13 protein-coding genes are annotated in these 16,577 nt (G+C 53.0%); 2 read left to right on the forward strand and 11 right to left on the reverse strand.

The window, feature by feature from the left end; all coding sequences use genetic code 11:
• Window positions 1–82: 82 nt before the first annotated feature.
• Window positions 83–862 carry a 3-hydroxybutyrate dehydrogenase gene (locus tag V9K95_RS05835; protein ID WP_336440436.1) on the forward strand — a complete coding sequence of 260 codons (780 nt, stop codon included), beginning with the start codon at window positions 83–85 and terminating at the stop codon, window positions 860–862.
• A complete protein-coding gene (locus V9K95_RS05840) occupies window positions 862–1,959 on the forward strand; it encodes a patatin-like phospholipase family protein (protein WP_336440435.1) in 1,098 nt (365 codons plus the stop codon). Before V9K95_RS05835 ends, V9K95_RS05840 begins: the two co-directional genes overlap by 1 nt.
• A gap of 36 nt (window positions 1,960–1,995) precedes the next feature.
• Here the strand turns inward: V9K95_RS05840 and V9K95_RS05845 are convergent, their stop codons facing one another.
• The 11 genes from V9K95_RS05845 to V9K95_RS05895 form a co-directional block, all read right to left on the reverse strand.
• Window positions 1,996–3,177, reverse strand: a complete 1,182-nt coding sequence (locus tag V9K95_RS05845; RefSeq protein ID WP_115054763.1) for an MFS transporter — start codon at window positions 3,175–3,177, stop codon at window positions 1,996–1,998.
• Window positions 3,178–3,283: 106 nt separating this feature from the next.
• Entirely contained in the window at window positions 3,284–6,742 is a 3,459-nt protein-coding gene (gene pyc, locus V9K95_RS05850) for a pyruvate carboxylase (RefSeq protein ID WP_336440434.1), read from the reverse strand.
• 168 nt (window positions 6,743–6,910) lie between these two features.
• On the reverse strand, window positions 6,911–8,026 hold the full coding sequence (locus tag V9K95_RS05855; protein ID WP_115054291.1) for a branched-chain amino acid ABC transporter substrate-binding protein: 1,116 nt from the start codon (window positions 8,024–8,026) through the stop codon (window positions 6,911–6,913).
• Window positions 8,027–8,152: 126 nt separating this feature from the next.
• The gene (locus V9K95_RS05860) at window positions 8,153–8,506 is read right to left on the reverse strand and encodes a DUF6867 family protein (protein ID WP_115054292.1); all 354 of its coding nucleotides are present in this window, start codon (window positions 8,504–8,506) and stop codon (window positions 8,153–8,155) included.
• 42 nt (window positions 8,507–8,548) lie between these two features.
• Window positions 8,549–9,280, reverse strand: a complete 732-nt coding sequence (locus tag V9K95_RS05865) for an ABC transporter ATP-binding protein (RefSeq protein WP_115054293.1) — start codon at window positions 9,278–9,280, stop codon at window positions 8,549–8,551.
• The gene (locus tag V9K95_RS05870; protein WP_336440433.1) at window positions 9,280–10,749 is read right to left on the reverse strand and encodes an ATP-binding cassette domain-containing protein; all 1,470 of its coding nucleotides are present in this window, start codon (window positions 10,747–10,749) and stop codon (window positions 9,280–9,282) included. Before V9K95_RS05870 ends, V9K95_RS05865 begins: the two co-directional genes overlap by 1 nt.
• A gap of 56 nt (window positions 10,750–10,805) precedes the next feature.
• Window positions 10,806–12,212 carry a high-affinity branched-chain amino acid ABC transporter permease LivM gene (gene livM, locus V9K95_RS05875; protein ID WP_307281012.1) on the reverse strand — a complete coding sequence of 469 codons (1,407 nt, stop codon included), beginning with the start codon at window positions 12,210–12,212 and terminating at the stop codon, window positions 10,806–10,808.
• A 4-nt stretch (window positions 12,213–12,216) separates the two neighbouring features.
• Window positions 12,217–13,125: a branched-chain amino acid ABC transporter permease gene (locus tag V9K95_RS05880; protein WP_115054296.1), complete on the reverse strand. Its 909-nt coding sequence runs from the start codon at window positions 13,123–13,125 to the stop codon at window positions 12,217–12,219.
• A 267-nt stretch (window positions 13,126–13,392) separates the two neighbouring features.
• Entirely contained in the window at window positions 13,393–14,394 is a 1,002-nt protein-coding gene (locus V9K95_RS05885; RefSeq protein ID WP_115054297.1) for a 4-hydroxyproline epimerase, read from the reverse strand.
• 5 nt (window positions 14,395–14,399) lie between these two features.
• Entirely contained in the window at window positions 14,400–15,653 is a 1,254-nt protein-coding gene (locus tag V9K95_RS05890) for an NAD(P)/FAD-dependent oxidoreductase (protein ID WP_336440432.1), read from the reverse strand.
• Between the two features lie 22 nt (window positions 15,654–15,675).
• Window positions 15,676–16,569 (reverse strand): dihydrodipicolinate synthase family protein, encoded by an 894-nt coding sequence (locus tag V9K95_RS05895; RefSeq protein ID WP_336440431.1) that lies wholly within the window; start codon window positions 16,567–16,569, stop codon window positions 15,676–15,678.
• Window positions 16,570–16,577: the final 8 nt, after the last annotated feature.

The raw sequence follows: 16,577 nt of genomic DNA on the forward strand, positions 1-16,577 counted from the left end.
CGCAATCTAGTAATTTTGCTGCAATGCAATATATTCCCCGCACGGGTCGCAGAAACCTATTGCAGTTCAGGAAGCTTAAATCATGGCCAAAAAGACAGCTATTATTACCGGTTCGAATTCAGGCATTGGCCTTGGGGCAGCACATGCGCTTGCGGCGGCGGGTTATAATGTCGTGATAAATTCGTTTACCGACCGGCCAGAAGACCATGCACTCGCCCAAGAACTTGCTGAAAGATACTCAACTGGTGTTGTTTATATCAAGGCCGACATGTCCAATGGAGCCGACTGCCGCGCGCTGGTCGAAAAATCAGCCGAGAAATTTGGCACTGTCGATGTGCTGGTAAATAATGCTGGTATTCAGTTTGTTGCCCCGGTCGATGAATTCCCCGTTGAAAAATGGGATGCAATCATTGCGATCAATCTGACATCTGCCTTCCACACCACTGCCGCCGCCTTACCCCATATGAAGAAGGCTGGCTGGGGCCGGATCATCAATATCGCATCCGCTCACGGGCTGCGTGCCTCGCCTTTCAAATCCGCCTATGTTGCTGCCAAACATGGTGTCATCGGCTTTACCAAGACTGTCGCGCTCGAAGTTGCTGAACAGCATATCACCAGCAATGCGATTTGCCCCGGTTATGTACTTACTCCTTTAGTCGAAGCGCAGATTCCCGATCAAATGAAAGCGCATAACATGGATCGTGAAACCGTTATTCGCGACGTTATGCTTGAGAAACAGGCAACCAAGGAGTTTGCGACGGTAGACCAGATCGGTGCTACAGTCGTGTTTCTGGCCAGTGATGCCGCCGCACAGATTACAGGAACATCTATATCTGTCGATGGCGGTTGGACTGCTGCATAATGGCCAAGCCCAAAACCATCAATGTTGCCTTACAGGGTGGCGGTTCTCACGGGGCCTTCACCTGGGGCGTTCTTGATCGCATTCTTGAAGACGGCCGGCTGACTATCGAAGGCATCTCCGGCACCAGCGCCGGTGCCATGAATGCCGTAGCACTTGCCGACGGATGGTCACAAAATGGTCCCGAAGGCGCGCGGGCCAAGCTTCACGAGTTCTGGCGGGCGGTTGGTCGTAGCGGGCGCTTCAGCCCTGTGCAACGCACGCCATGGGATGTCTTCTTCGGCAATTGGTCTGTCGAAAACGGCATTGGTTACAATATTTTCGAGAATATCACCCGGATGTTCTCGCCTTATGAATACAATCCGCTCAATCTGAACCCGCTTCGCGATCTGGTGGAGAAAGAAATAGACTTCGAACGGGTGAAAGCCTGTTCGGCGCTTAAGCTTTTCATTTCTGCGACGAATGTCGAAAGCGGACGATTGCGGGTTTTCTCACAGAGTGAGCTCAATGCCGATGTCATCATGGCATCCGCATGTCTTCCCTATATTTTCCAGGCTGTGGAAATTGACGGCCAACCCTATTGGGATGGTGGTTATGGTGGCAACCCAGCCTTGTTTCCGTTTTTCTATTCCGGCGCCAGTGAAGATGTACTCCTGATCCAGATCAATCCTATCGAGCGCAGAGGAACACCGCAGACGGCCCGCGATATTACCGATCGCATTGACGAGATTACCTTCAATGCCGCGCTTCTACGGGAGTTCCGCTCAATTGCCTTTGTCAACTCGCTGATCAAAGCGGGCAGAATCGAGCATGGAGAATACCGCAACATTCGCATGCACAGGATTGATGCGGACGAAGCATTGGCAGGCCTTTCGGCCTCATCCAAAATCAACGCGGAATGGGCTTTTCTCGAATATCTTCGCGATCTTGGCCGGGCAGCGGCCGAAGACTGGCTTGAAGAACATTTCGACGCAATCGGCGAACACGAAACACTCGACCTTTCAGATGAACTTGCGCCGGAAATGAATATTGGCTTGAAGAAGAAGCCTGGCAGACGGGTGACCGACTTCCTCATTCAGCGCAAAAAACCAGCCGCCTAGAGCAGTTTTTGGCGAGGTTTCATAAACAAACTTGCTCTAATTCTTTGCCCGATCGGCGGTAGCGGCAAGGTTAGCCATCAGAAAAACGACAATGAGCAGCGCGGCAAGCACCATATAGATAGGGCCGAAACCTGTGCGTCCACCGACGAATCCGATCGCTGAAGGCGCTACCAATATTCCCGAATAGCCCATCAGCGTTACCATGCTAAGCGCTATGCCGGATGATGTGCCCGGTTGATTGCCTGCGGCGGAAAAGGCGATCGGTACCATATTTGCAATGCCGAGGCCCGAAAATGCAAAGGCGAGAATTGCTATCCATGGCGTCGGTGCAATGCTCGCGACCAAAAGTCCGGAAGCGCCAATGAGAGCGGAGATGCGCAAGGTTCTCACAGCGCCAAAACGGTTACGCACGCCATCGCCAAGGAACCTCATAATTGACATTGTGCCCGAGAATGCAGCGAATGCGAGTCCGGCGGTTGCTATATCCGCCCCTTTTTCCTGCTGCAGATAGAGGGCGGCCCAGTCGAGAACCGATCCCTCAGGGACCATGGAGAACAAGGCCATCAGTCCAATAAGATAAATCAGCGGATTGGTGGGGAAGGAGAGCTTCTGCTTTTCATGAACGACCGGTTTATCTTCAGTGATCATATGCCGGAACGCCACCAGTCCCAGAACAATTGCAATCGCCGTCACCACAATTGCGTGGATCAAATGTCCCTGCGCTTCGATGAGGAAGCCGCCGAGAGCACCTCCCGCAAAACCGCCAAGACTCCAAAAGCCATGCGAGGATGACATGACGGCACGCGATAGTTGTTTTTCGACCTCAACTGCATTGGCATTCATCGCAACATCCATGGCGCCAATGACGGCACCAAAAAGGAAGAGCGCCGGTGCTGCGGTGATGAGATTCGGCGCCAGGGCAACCAGAAGAAGCGAAAACGAACAAAAGAAGGCAAAGCCTTTAACCACGGCACGCGAACCAAACCTGCCTATCAGATAGCCGCACCAAGGCATGGCAACGAGCGCGCCAACTCCGAAAATCAATATCATCAGACCGAGCGTAAATTCACTAATATTCAAACGCGTCATGAATACTGGTATTTGTGGTGCCCAACTGCCGACGAGGAAACCATTGAAGAAAAACGCGCAGGCAACAGCCCAACGGCCATATACGGCACGTTTGCGATAAACAGAAGCATCCATTGATTTCACTGCCATACGAAAATTGCGGTCGCCCGAACTTTTAAATCGATTTAATTTCCTGTCAAATCACTCTTTTTGATCATATATGAACAAAATTGAGATGAATTCTGCGCAAACCGACTCATTCATAGACGATCATTAGGTCCTTTGCATCGATTTGATCGCCTGAACGAACAAGCACTTCTGCGACCACGCCGTCACGCTCCGCACGCAGTGCAGTTTCCATCTTCATCGCTTCAATCGATAGAAGAACGTCACCCGCATTAACTTTCTGGCCTGCCGAGACGCCAACAGTCGATACAATGCCCGGCATTGGCGCGCCAACATGCTTCTCATTGGTAAGCTCTGCCTTACGTCTTACGCCGGCACCGCTAGCCCCGTGGGTTCTGTCAGGAACTTTGACGCGCCGCGGTTGGCCATTCATCTCAAAGAAGACCGTGCGCATGCCCTTTTCATCCGTCTCGCCCACGGCTTGATTGCGCACAACCAGGGTCTTCCCACGTTCAATGGTAAGAAAGACTTCCTCTTCCTGTCCCAGACCATAAAAATAGACAGGCGTTGGCAAGACGCTGGTTGGACCATATGTATTGTGCGTCACAGCAAAATCAGTGAACACTTTGGGATACATCAGATAGGATGCAAATTCCTGATCGCTGATTTTGCGCTCCAGCTTCTCTTCGATTTCCTTGCGTTCCGCAGCAAGATCCGCAGCCGCCAGCAACGCGCCGGGACGCTCGGTAAAAGGCTTCTCGTCCTTCAATATCTTTTTCTGGATTTCCTTTGGCCAGCCTTGTGGCGGTTGGCCCAGATCACCGCGCATCATCGAGACAACGGAGTCGGGAAAAGAAATATCCTTCTCCGGATTCTTCACGTCTTCGACCGAAAGATCCTGGCTCACCATCATCAGAGCCATATCACCAACAACCTTCGATGACGGCGTCACTTTGACGATATCGCCAAACATCTGGTTGACGTCCGCATAGGCTTGCGCGACTTCGTGCCAGCGCGTTTCCAAGCCAAGCGAGCGGGCCTGTTCTTTGAGATTGGTAAACTGGCCACCCGGCATTTCGTGCAGATAGACTTCCGAGGCAGGCCCCTTCAAGTCACTCTCAAATGCGGCATATTGCGTGCGCACAGCTTCCCAATAGAACGAAATCCGGCGAATCCATTCTGGATCAAGACCGGGATCACGTTCCGTTCCTTTCAGCGCTTCCACAATGGAGCCAAGGCAAGGCTGCGAAGTATTACCTGAAAGCGCATCCATAGCGGCATCGACCACATCGACGCCAGCATCCACCGCCGCCAGAACAGTGGCCGCGGCAATGCCGGACGTGTCATGGGTATGGAAGTGTAATGGCAAGTCCGTAGCTTCTCGCAAAGCCTTGAAAAGCACCTTGGCAGCGCCTGGCTTCAATAGACCAGCCATGTCCTTGACCGCTATGATATGCGCTCCGGCCTTCTCCACCTGCTGTGCCAGATCAACATAATATTTGAGATCATATTTCGGTCGGGCGGAGTTTAGAATATCGCCCGTGTAGCAGATCGCGGCCTCACAAAGCTTGTTCTCCTCCAGCACTGCATCCATGCTCACGCGCATGTTTTCGACCCAGTTCAAACTGTCGAAAACGCGGAATACATCAATTCCACCGCGTGCGGCCTGTTGGACAAAATACTTTACAACATTATCCGGGTAACTTTTATAGCCAACCCCATTGGCTCCCCGCAGCAACATCTGGAGCAGGATGTTTGGCGCCTGCTCACGGATTTCCGCCAGCCGCTCCCAAGGATCTTCCGTCAAAAACCGCATTGACACATCAAACGTCGCGCCGCCCCAACATTCCAGTGAGAAAAGTTGTGGCAGAGCGCGCGCATAAGTGCCTGCAACACGCGCAATATCATAGGTGCGCATACGTGTAGCAAGCAACGACTGATGGCCGTCGCGCATGGTGGTATCGGTGAACAAGACGCGTTTTTCGTTGCGCATCCATTCCGCGAATTTTTTCGGCCCTAACTGATCAAGAAGCTGTTTTGTCCCATCCGGAATAGGCGTTTCGATAAATGGAACGCGCGGCAATGCTGCCTCGGCAGGCGGGACTGCCCGTCCCTTGGTTTCTGGATGGCCGTTCACAGTCACATCAGCAAGGTAGGTCAGAAGTTTGGTCGCACGGTCCTGACGTTTAACTTGCTCAAACAGTTCTGGCGTCGTGTCGATAAACTTCGTTGTGTAAGTATTATCCGTGAACTTGGGGTGGGTAATGATTGCTTCTAGAAATGTCAGGTTCGTTGCAACACCGCGAATGCGGAATTCCCGCAAGGCACGATGCATGCGGTGGATGGTTTCCTCAGCGGTTGGAGACCAGGCGGTGATCTTCTCGAGCAGCGGGTCATAGAAGCGTGTGATGACCGCGCCGGAATAGGCAGTTCCACCATCAAGACGTATGCCGAAGCCTGTTGCCCCGCGATAGGCAGTGATACGGCCATAGTCAGGGATGAAATTCTGCTCTGGATCTTCCGTTGTGATGCGGCATTGCAAGGCATGACCATTTAGCCGGATATCTTTTTGGGCAGGAACCCCGGATTCCGGCGTACCAATCGTTGCGCCCTCAAGAATACGGATCTGCGCTTTGACAATATCAATACCGGTTACTTCTTCAGTAACCGTGTGTTCGACCTGAATACGCGGATTCACTTCGATGAAATAGAATTCATTGGTGTCTGCATCCATCAGAAATTCGATGGTTCCAGCACCGATATAGGCCGTCTCCTTGGCGATCTTCAGGCCGTAATCGGCGATCTCCTTGCGCTGTTCCTCACTAAGATAAGGCGCTGGGGCACGTTCAACCACTTTCTGGTTACGTCTCTGAATCGAGCAGTCGCGTTCGAACAGATGAACCGCATTTCCATGCGTGTCGCCCAATATCTGTACTTCAACGTGTCTGGCGCGCTGGACCAGTTTTTCCAGATAAACTTCGTCTTTGCCAAAGGCTGCTTTGGCCTCGCGTTTGCCTTCGGTGACTTCACGGGCAATATCCTCCGGCTTGAAGATGGCCCGCATGCCGCGACCGCCGCCGCCCCAAGAAGCTTTGAGCATCACCGGATAGCCGATCTTCTCCGCCATCTCCTTGATGGTATCCATGTCATCCGGCAAAGGTTCCGTTGCAGGCACAACCGGGACACCAATTTCAATTGCCAGATTGCGTGCAGCAACCTTATTGCCAAGGCGGCGCATGGTTTCAGGCTTTGGGCCGATAAATGTTATGCCGGCTTCTGCGCACGCATCAGCAAATTCCGGGCTTTCTGACAAAAGTCCGTAGCCAGGGTGGATTGCATCAGCACCCGACAGCCGCGCCACCCGAATTATTTCTTCAATCGACAGATAACTCTCGATTGGTCCCATATCCTTTGCCAGATGCGGACCACGACCAACCTGATAGGATTCATCAGCCTTGAATCGATGCAAGGCAAGTTTGTCCTCTTCCGCCCATATCGCCACGGTTTTCATGCCAAGCTCATTGGCCGCACGGAATACGCGGATGGCAATTTCTGATCGATTGGCGACGAGGATTTTCTTGATGGGCAAAATGAAAACTCCGGACGAGAAGCAAATCAAAATTGATTTGAGGTTTTTAAGACGGCTGAAAGATTGCTGCAGTGCAAACAATACATATTGATCACAGGAACAGGAAATTTCCAATAGCAAAATGCCCGGTACAAGACCGGGCATTCGCTAATGTCAAAGGCAGGAAAATTACTGCTGTGTATAGGTATACTTGCCGTCTTCGCCCTTCTTCCATTCGTACATGACGTAGCCTGGAAGCTTTGGATCGCCCTTTTCGTCGAAAGCAATATCACCGAGCACAGTCTTGAATGGCCCTTTTTCCTTCATCGTCTTGGCGACGGTTTCAGGATCATTGGACTTGGCAAGTGTTGCTGCTGCGGCAATAACCTGCGTCGCTGCGTAGGAATACAGCGTGTAAGCTTCTGGTTCGAAGCCCTGTGCGCGGAATTTCTCAACGAGTTCCTTGTTTGCAGGATCCTTGCTTGGATCTGGACCGAACGTATTCAACGTGCCTGCAACTGCATCACCAGCAATTGAAGCCAATTCGTTCGATACGATGCCGTCACCGGAAATGAATGTAACTTTCAGGCCCTGATCGGCGAGCTGGCGAATGATCAGACCAGCTTCCGTGTGCAGACCGCCCCAATAAAGAACAGTTACACCAGCTTGTTTCGCCTTGGCGATAAGCGCGGAGAAATCCTTGTCGCCAACATTGACACCTTCATAAAGGGCTTCGGTTACACCCTTTGCATTCAGTGTCTTCTTGGTTTCGTCAGCAAGACCCTGGCCATATGGTGTCTTGTCATGAACGACAGCGATTTTGGCATCCTTGAACTTTTCGGCAATGTAACCGCCGGCAACGACGCCCTGCTGGTCATCACGGCCGCATGTACGGAATGTGTTCCACAGACCGCGTTCAGTGAATACCGGGTTGGTCGCAGCTGGTGTGATTTCCAGAATGCCGTTTTCCGCGTAAACTTCAGAAGCCGGGATTGAAACGCCGGAGTTGAAGTGACCGACAACAAACTTCACGCCGTCTGCAACAAATTTATTGGCAACCGAAATACCCTGCTTTGGATCGGAAACGTCATCGCCGAGCGAAAGCTTGATCTGCTCGCCATTTACGCCGCCAGCGGCATTGATTGCCGCAACGGCTGCCTCTGCGCCCTTCTGTAGCTGCGCACCAAATGCAGCATTCGGGCCGGTCATTGGGCCACCAACACCGATTAGAAGGTCAGCATAGGCGTTGCTGCTCAGAGCGAGCATCGCAGCGAATGCAACGCCTGAAAACAGTGACTTCTTCATTTGAAAACTCCCATTTTTCTAGGTACTTACCAAACCCCTCGCGACGATTTTTGGCATCGCTTAAGACTACATTTGCCGATTTTCCGGCGGTTGTCACGCTGATTCATTTCGCATCAGCGGGATAGATCAGGCTCCTGTTCTTTCCTTCCAATTGAAAGGAGAAACTTTTTCGTAGAGCCAGTGATATTGCCTCACCATCTGGTTTGTTCTTGTGTACTTATACCCCAGTGTTCCGATGATGATGAGAACGATAGTGTCGATGATGTAATAGTGCAGCGTGACCATTGTGCCGCCGAAAAGGGCAAAATGGATGAAGCGTACACCGACGCCCAGCAGCAGCATGTAGAAGACAAGGATAGCGATTGGCCGCCACGTCTTGGCGCAAGCCCGTCCAGCCATCCATGCGGCCCAGCCACCCATGACGCAGGTGACCAGAATGAACAGCCAGATGGAAGGTTCTTCGTATAATATGCCCTGCATGGCGAAGTTCTCCTTGCGGCCCTTTTGAGCCGTCTTGTCTTGTCAGTGACGCCCGCCTTCGAGATAGGCCGCCCGCACTTCCGGATTGGCCAGAAGGTCCTTGCTCGCGCCGCTCATCGTGACAATGCCGTTGACCATCACATAACCGCGATCGGCCAGCTTCAACGCACCAAAAGCATTCTGCTCGACCAGAAACACGGTCAGGCCGGTTGTCTTGTTGAGTTCCTTGATCGCCTCGAAAATATGCTTGATGATCAGGGGAGCCAAGCCAAGCGAAGGTTCATCCAACAGCAGCAGCCGGGGCCGGGCCATCAGCGCGCGGCCAATGGCGAGCATCTGCTGCTCACCACCCGAAAGCGTTCCGCCACGTTGATTGATACGTTCCTTGAGACGCGGAAACAGGTCGAAGACCTTGCGCACGTCCTCGTCGAAATATTCCAGCTTGTCGAGGCTGGCACCCATCTGCAGATTTTCCTGCACGGTCATGCGTGGGAAAATCCGTCTGCCTTCGGGAGATTGTGCAATGCGCAGCCTTGCGATCTCATGCGTCGGCAACTGCGTGATATCCTTGCCATCGAACATGATGCGGCCCGAGCGCGCGCGGGGCATGCCGAAAATCGTCATCATCAGTGTTGATTTGCCTGCGCCATTGGCGCCGATCAGCGTGACGATCTCACCCGCATCCGCATGAACGGTCACACCGCTCAGCGCACGGATATTGCCATAATAGGTCTCGACATTCTCGATGCTGAGAAGAGCTTTATTCTCCGCCATTATTCAGCTCCTCCGCTCTTCTTGGGTGCCGGTTTCTTTTGGCTTGCCTTGGCCATGGCCTTGGCTTGGCCAATCCAGTCTTCGCGAGCAATGCGCCCGTCAAATGCCAGATAGGCCTCGGCCGCAATAACATCCGCTTTCTTCCAGGAAGCAATCTGATCGAAGTGAAATATGCCGTGCTCGTTGAGCTTGCGCTCATTAACCGGCCCAATGCCCTTGATATCGATCAATCTGTCGGCTTTCCCGCCACGTGGTGCCGCCAGCGCATTGGCTGTCGCGCCTGCCTTGATCTGTGAGGCCGAAGCCGCAGCTTTGGCTGGCGCCTTTGGTGCAGGCTTTTTTGCAGCCGCTGGTGCTGCCGCAGCGGGGGCGGCTTTCTTGGGTGCAGCGGGCCTTGTAGCAACTGGTTTTGCTGGTTCAGCTTTGGCTGGTGCAGCTTTCACTGGCGTTTTCTTCGCCGCTGGCTTGGCTTCTGAAGTTCCCGTCGCCGTGGACGCCGTTGTCCGTGCCGGCTTGGCTACAGACTGTTTTTTCGCTGCTGCGGGTTTTGCCGGGCGAGCCGGTCCCGTGGTAACGAGGCTGACAGCCGCCGCATCCGGATGGGTTTCTTCCAATTCATGAATAGCTTCGCTCGACATGAGATCGACGGCAGCAGTCAGGTCGTCAACACCAGCAGCTTCTGCTTGTTCTAGCATCTCGACGATTTCTTCGTCTTCAACGCCGAGATAGGCAGCGATAACCTTTGGATCGTTCTTCACGCTATCCGGCGTGCCGTCAGAAATCTTGGTGCCATATTCGAGCACGACGACATGATCGGAAATTTCCATCACAACCGACATATCGTGCTCGATCAAAAGGATGGATGTGCCTGTCTCGTCGCGAATGTCGAGCAGAAGCTTGTTAAGCTCGGCCGATTCACGTGCATTGAGGCCAGCAGCTGGTTCATCAAGGCAAAGCAATTCCGGTTCGGTGCACATGGCACGCGCAATTTCCAGACGGCGCTGCGCACCATAGGGAAGATCGCCAGCAGGATCATCGGCTCGATCCACAAGATTGATCTTTTCCAGCCAGAACCTGGCTTTCTCAATCGCGTCAGCCGCGGCCTTTTTGTAGGTCGGAAAGCCGAGCAACCCGAGTATCGTATAGCCCGATGACAGCATCAAAGGATTGTGCTGGGCAACGAGCAGATTCTCCAGAACAGTCAGGCCGGAAAACAGCCGGATATTCTGGAAAGTACGCGCCACTTTCGCCTTCTTGGTGATGACAAAATCCGCCATGCGTTCAAGGAGATATTCCTCACCATTCTGGCGGGTCATGGTCAACATGCCTTCAGTCGGCTTGTAGAAGCCGGTGATGCAGTTGAAGACCGTTGTCTTGCCTGCTCCGTTGGGGCCGATCAGTGCGGTGATGGCACCGCGCTTTGCCTCGAAGTTCAGATCGTTGATGGCGATCAGGCCACCAAACTTCATTGACAGGCGCTCTACACGCAAAATTGCGTTGTTATTTTTTTGCACTTCCGAAACCATCAGCCGTGCCCTTCTTTGGTGAATTCGCTCGATACCAGTTTTCGTTTGTGCAGGAATGCACTTGGTTCACGGTTACCCACGAAACCTCGCGGCTTCCACACCATGACCACAATCATGGCCAAACCGAACAACAGCATGCGGTAGAGCTCCGGCGTAAAATCATTGCCGAAAATGTGCTTGAGGAATTCAAGCTCGCGCAATAGTTCCGTACCGCCGATCATGACAGCAGCAGCAATCGCAATACCGACGAGCGAACCCATGCCGCCCAGAACCACAATCGCAAGAATAATTGCAGATTCGAGGAAGACGAAACTTTCCGGGCTGACAAAGCCCTGACGCGCGGCGAAGAACGATCCGGCAAAACCGCCGAACATCGCGCCTGTGGCAAAGGCCGTCAGCTTGGTGGTCGTGGTATTGATACCGAGCGAGCGGCAGGCGATTTCGTCCTCGCGCAAAGCTTCCCATGCGCGACCGATCGGCATGCGGCGCAGGCGTATGGTCACCCAGGCCGTCAAAAGTGCCAGAAGCAGGATCAGGTAATAGAGGAATATTTTGTAATAGACGCCGGAATTGGGCAGGCCGAGCAAATTGGCGAAGCCGCCGGGTCCGGGCGTGAACGGAATGCCGAACAATGTTGCCTTGGCGATACCGGAAATACCGAATGTACCCTTGGTAACGACGGTCCAGTTGATCAGCACAAGGCGAATGATTTCACCGAAGGCCAGGGTTACGATGGCAAGATAGTCGCCGCGCAGACGCAGGACCGGAAAGCCCAGCACGATACCCCACAATGCAGCGAAGATACCTGCCATGGGCAAGAGAAGCCAGAATGACAGACCAAAATGCGACGACAGCAACGCGTAGGAATACGCCCCGACCGCATAGAAGGCGACATAGCCAAGATCCAGCAGCCCGGCCAGTCCGATAACAATGTTCAGACCCCATGCCAGCATGACATAGATGAGAATCTGGATACCGAAATTGTCGACATATTTGAGCGAGCCCTGCAGTCCGCCCATCATCGAGCCATTATAGAGCGCAAGCGTTCCGATCACCAAAAATGGATAGACAAACAGCAGCGCAAGACCGATTTTGGGAAAGCTCTTGCGAAAGGCAGACTGTTCTTTTGCCTCTTTTGCCGCAACGGTTCGCTTGCTCAGCGCGCGTGCTGCATTCCAGGGCGTGACATATGCCGTCAGCAGAAACCGGCCGACACCAGCAACCAGAACAAATATCGCAAGCAGACCCCAACGCTGGTTTAGCACAAGCTCATTGCGAATATTCTGATCCGTGCGAAAGCCGACAATGAGAAGGAACAATCCCAAGGCAAGGGCGGCAGCGACCAGTCCTTCTTTCACCGCTTTGGCGAAATTAGATTCCGGGTTAGACGTTTGTACATCGGCCATATGCTTAAACCTTTTCGACTTCGGGCCGGCCGAGAATACCCGACGGCAGGAAGATCAGAACGATCGCCAGGATCGAGAATGCCGCAACATCCTTGTAGTCGATAGAAAAATAGGCCGACCAGAGAGCTTCAATCAGGCCAATCAGCAGTCCGCCGATCACCGCGCCCGGCAAAGAGCCGATACCGCCAAGAACAGCCGCCGTAAAAGCCTTTACACCGGGCGTAAAGCCATCCGTGAAGGAAATAACGCCATAGAACATCAGGTATAGCGTACCAGCGACAGCTGCGAGCATCGCGCCCATCACGAATGTCATGGAAATTGTTTTATCAACGTCAATGCCAAGCAAGGCGGCCATCTTGCGGTCCTGCTCACAGGAGCGCTGGGCTCTGCCTAGCGTCGTCTTGTTAACGAGGTACCAGAAGGCAACCAAAAGGATTGCGGTAACAATGATGATCACCATCTGCTTGTAAGCAATGCTTATATCGGTACCAGGAATTATAATGCCGCCATTGACCAGCGGTGGAATTGGCTTGTTGCGAGGGCCCTGTGTAACCTGCACAAAATTGGACAGCGCAATCGACATGCCGATAGCGGTGATCAATGGTGCCAGCCGGAAGGAACCGCGCAAGGGCCGATAAGCCAATCGCTCGATTGTCCAGCTCCAAAGGCCGGTCAACAGCATGGCGACAAGCATCATCAATAACAGCGCCAGCACAACCGGAACGCCACCGATAAATGTTGTTAATGCAAGAAAAACAATCATCGCCATAAAGGCGCCAAGCATGAATACATCGCCATGGGCGAAATTAATCATACCGATGATCCCATAGACCATCGTGTAACCAATGGCGATCAGGCCGTAAATTGAACCAAGCGTCAACCCATTGATCGATTGCTGGATGAAATACTCCATTGCAACGATACCCCTCGTTTTATTGGGAAGTTTCTTGTCCGGTTTTTTTATCCGGTTACTGTTGCCCCAACATTATTACACCTAGCGCGTGCAATACAGAAAGCAAATGCTTTTTTGCGACCCGCCACACACTTTATATTTGCTGGCACAGATTCTCCAGAATTTTGCACCAAATTTGCCCCAATCCTTGGCGTTTTTTACAGCGTATCCGTCCATTTTAGCAGAAATCACCACCTAAGCCATAATTTTGCAATGCAGCGAAAAGCGTTACTTCACCACAAAACCGTGGGCAAACGGGTCCCGGTCATCTATAAAAATTGTATTGTAGCCGGTCATGCGCGCCCATCCCGCCACGGACGGAACAATCGCTGGCTTTTCTCCCACTGTCACCGCCTCTTCAACCCGCCCATGAAACAATGAGCCTATGATCGATTCGTGCACAAAATCATCGCCCGGCTTGAGCTTTCCCTTGGCCGCAAGCTGCGCCATGCGCGCTGATGTGCCCGTGCCGCAGGGTGAGCGATCAATCGCTTTGTCGCCGTAAAAAACAGCATTCCGCGCATGAGCCTCCGGATGAATCGGGGCTCCGGTCCACAGGATGTGGCTGAGTGTATTGATCCCGGGATTCTGCGGATGAACGAATGTGTAACGCTCATTCAAGCGCTCCCGCAACACAGGACTCCACCCGATCAGATCCAGCGCCCTGTAATCAGCCATATCCCTATAATTGGCCTGAGGTTCTACGATAGCGTAAAAGTTTCCTCCATAAGCCACATCGACAAGGAGCGTCCCCAGATCCGGACACTCGACTTCCAAACCCTCCTCATAAAGGAAGGCAGGTACGTTGGTGATTCGCACGCTCGTTACATATTGCCCCTCTTGTGTATATTCGGCGACGACAAGCCCGGCTGGCGTGTCCAGCCGCAAAATACCCGGCACTTTTGGAGTAACCAGTCCATGCTCGATCGCCATGGTCACGGTCCCGATCGTTCCGTGACCGCACATGGGAAGGCATCCGGATGTTTCGATAAACAGTATAGCGATATCGCAATCATCCCGTGTTGGAGGATAGAGTATCGAGCCCGACATCATGTCGTGTCCGCGAGGCTCAAACATCAAACCGGTTCTGATCCAGTCAAATTCGCTGAGAAAATGCGCGCGCTTTTCCATCATTGATGCGCCCGTCAGGTTTGGGCCACCGCCAGCCACCAGCCGAACTGGATTTCCGCAAGTATGGCCATCTATACAGAAGAATGAATGACGTGCCATCTGAGCTAACTCCTGAAGCGTTTGGGACTGTAAGGGTCAATCGATATAGAGGAAGCATGACCACCAATCAGATCGCTGATCAGCCGGGCTGTTACCCCAGATTGGGTAAGTCCGAGATGGCCATGCCCAAAAGCGTAGAGAACATCATCCGTCAATCGGGAAGTACCTATAACAGGAAGTGAATCTGGCGTCGAAGGCCGGTATCCCATCCATTGACGCCCACCCTTTGATTGCAATCCCGGCATGAATTGCTCAGCTTTACTCAACATGATTTCAGCGCGCTTGTAATTGGGTGGCAATTTCAAGCCGCCCAGCTCCACAGCACCGCCAACACGCACACCTGTTTCCAGCGGAGTAACCACAAACCCATGCCCGGAAAAGATCAATTGCCGTTTCAGATCGAAGGCGCCAACGGGCAGCGTCGTATTGTACCCACGCTCCGTTTCCAGCGGAATCCGATCACCAAGATTTTGGGCCAGATGATGTGACCAGGCTCCTGCAGCAACCACGATCTTGGCAGCATTGATTGTGCGCCCATCGGCAAAATGCGCAATTGCGCCCTGCTCTCCTGCACTTATTGAGGCAACTTCCCCTTGGTAAAAAATCGCACCATTCCGCTGCGCATAATTCCACAGACCTTCACCGACATGTTTTGGGTCGCTGACGGTCTTCCACCCAGGCACAAACGTTCCGGCAATGAACCGGGGGGAAAGGCCCGGCTGACACTCTCGCAACTGACTGCCCCGCAAATGCTCAAAGGCAATCCCGGCAGCGCGTCTCGCATTCCATCCGGATAACGACGCATTCAGTTCATCTTCACTCTCGTAAAGCTCCAATGAACCATCTTCACGGATCATCCGGCCGAGACCGGCGCGCTGCATCAGCCCGAGCATTTCAGGCTCAGCGAGACGCATCATCGCCCCTTGCGCCCGTACTGTATGCTCAAGCATGTCGGCGCTGCTGGCCCGCCAGAATCGATACAACCAGGGCAAAAGTTTTGGGAGGTATGACGGGCGGATAGTAAATGGACCAAGCGGGTCCATAAGCCAGCCAGGGACTTTTGCAAGCACGCCCTTCGAGGCCATCGGCAATATATCCGAAAAAGCCAAAGCTCCGGCATTGCCGGAGCTTGTTCCTTCGCAAATACCCTGACGGTCGACGACGAGTACTTTGCGACCACTCTCTGCAAGAATAGCTGCTGTCGCTACACCGACAATACCGGCGCCGATAATCAGAATATCGATATTGTCTCTTGGCATGATCAATAAAGTGACACGAAACTCAAAGCGACGGCAACGCTGGACGTGAAGCTATTGCATCTCTCACTGTCTTTTCAACGGATGCTCGGCGTTCTCCGCGCAGAGGTTGACGCGGCAAGCGTACACGATCATTCGTTCCAATCTCCAGCACTTCTGCCAGCTTGATATTCTGCACAAGATAGGTTGAAACATCGAGATCCAGAAGCGGGCGGAACCAACGATAGATTTCCAGCGCCTCAGCGTAACGCCCCGCGAGCACAAGCTTGTAGATGGCTACTGTTTCTTTCGGGAAGGCCGTTACGAGACCTGCAACCCAGCCAACAGCACCAGCAGTCAATGCCTCAAAAGCAAGATTATCGACACCCGTGAACAGATCGAAACGTGTGCCGAACTCATTGATAATGTCCGTCGTGCGGCGAATGTCGTCTGATGACTCTTTGATCGCAACAAAATGATCATCCGAAGCAAGCTCGGACAAGATCGCGCTGGTAACGTCGACGCGATAGGCGATACGATTTGAATAAATCATCACTGGAAGATCGCCCGCAGCCGCAACGGCTTTCAATGTGGTGACCGTCTCTTCCGGGTCGGTATGATAGATGGGGCTTGGAACAAGCATCAACCCGTCTGCACCTGCCTTGGCAGCGCGTTTTGCAAGAGCTGCCCCGTCGCGGGTCGCGGCCTCATTGATTGTGAGTAGAACCGGCTTACCCTTGGCTACACCTTGCGCTATTTTCAGAACTTCAAGTTTTTCATCATGGCTAAGCATAGGGCCTTCGCCAAGCGAACCGGCAACAATCAGACCATCGCAGCCAGCCTCCATCAACAGGGAGAAGCAACGTTCCATTTCGCCCTGATCAAGCCTATCATCATCGGTGAATTTGCTGGTAACTGCGGGAAGAACACCTGACCACATGATCGAAC

The organism is Phyllobacterium sp. CCNWLW183 (assembly GCF_037203775.1).
Lineage (GTDB): Bacteria > Pseudomonadota > Alphaproteobacteria > Rhizobiales > Rhizobiaceae > Phyllobacterium > Phyllobacterium ifriqiyense.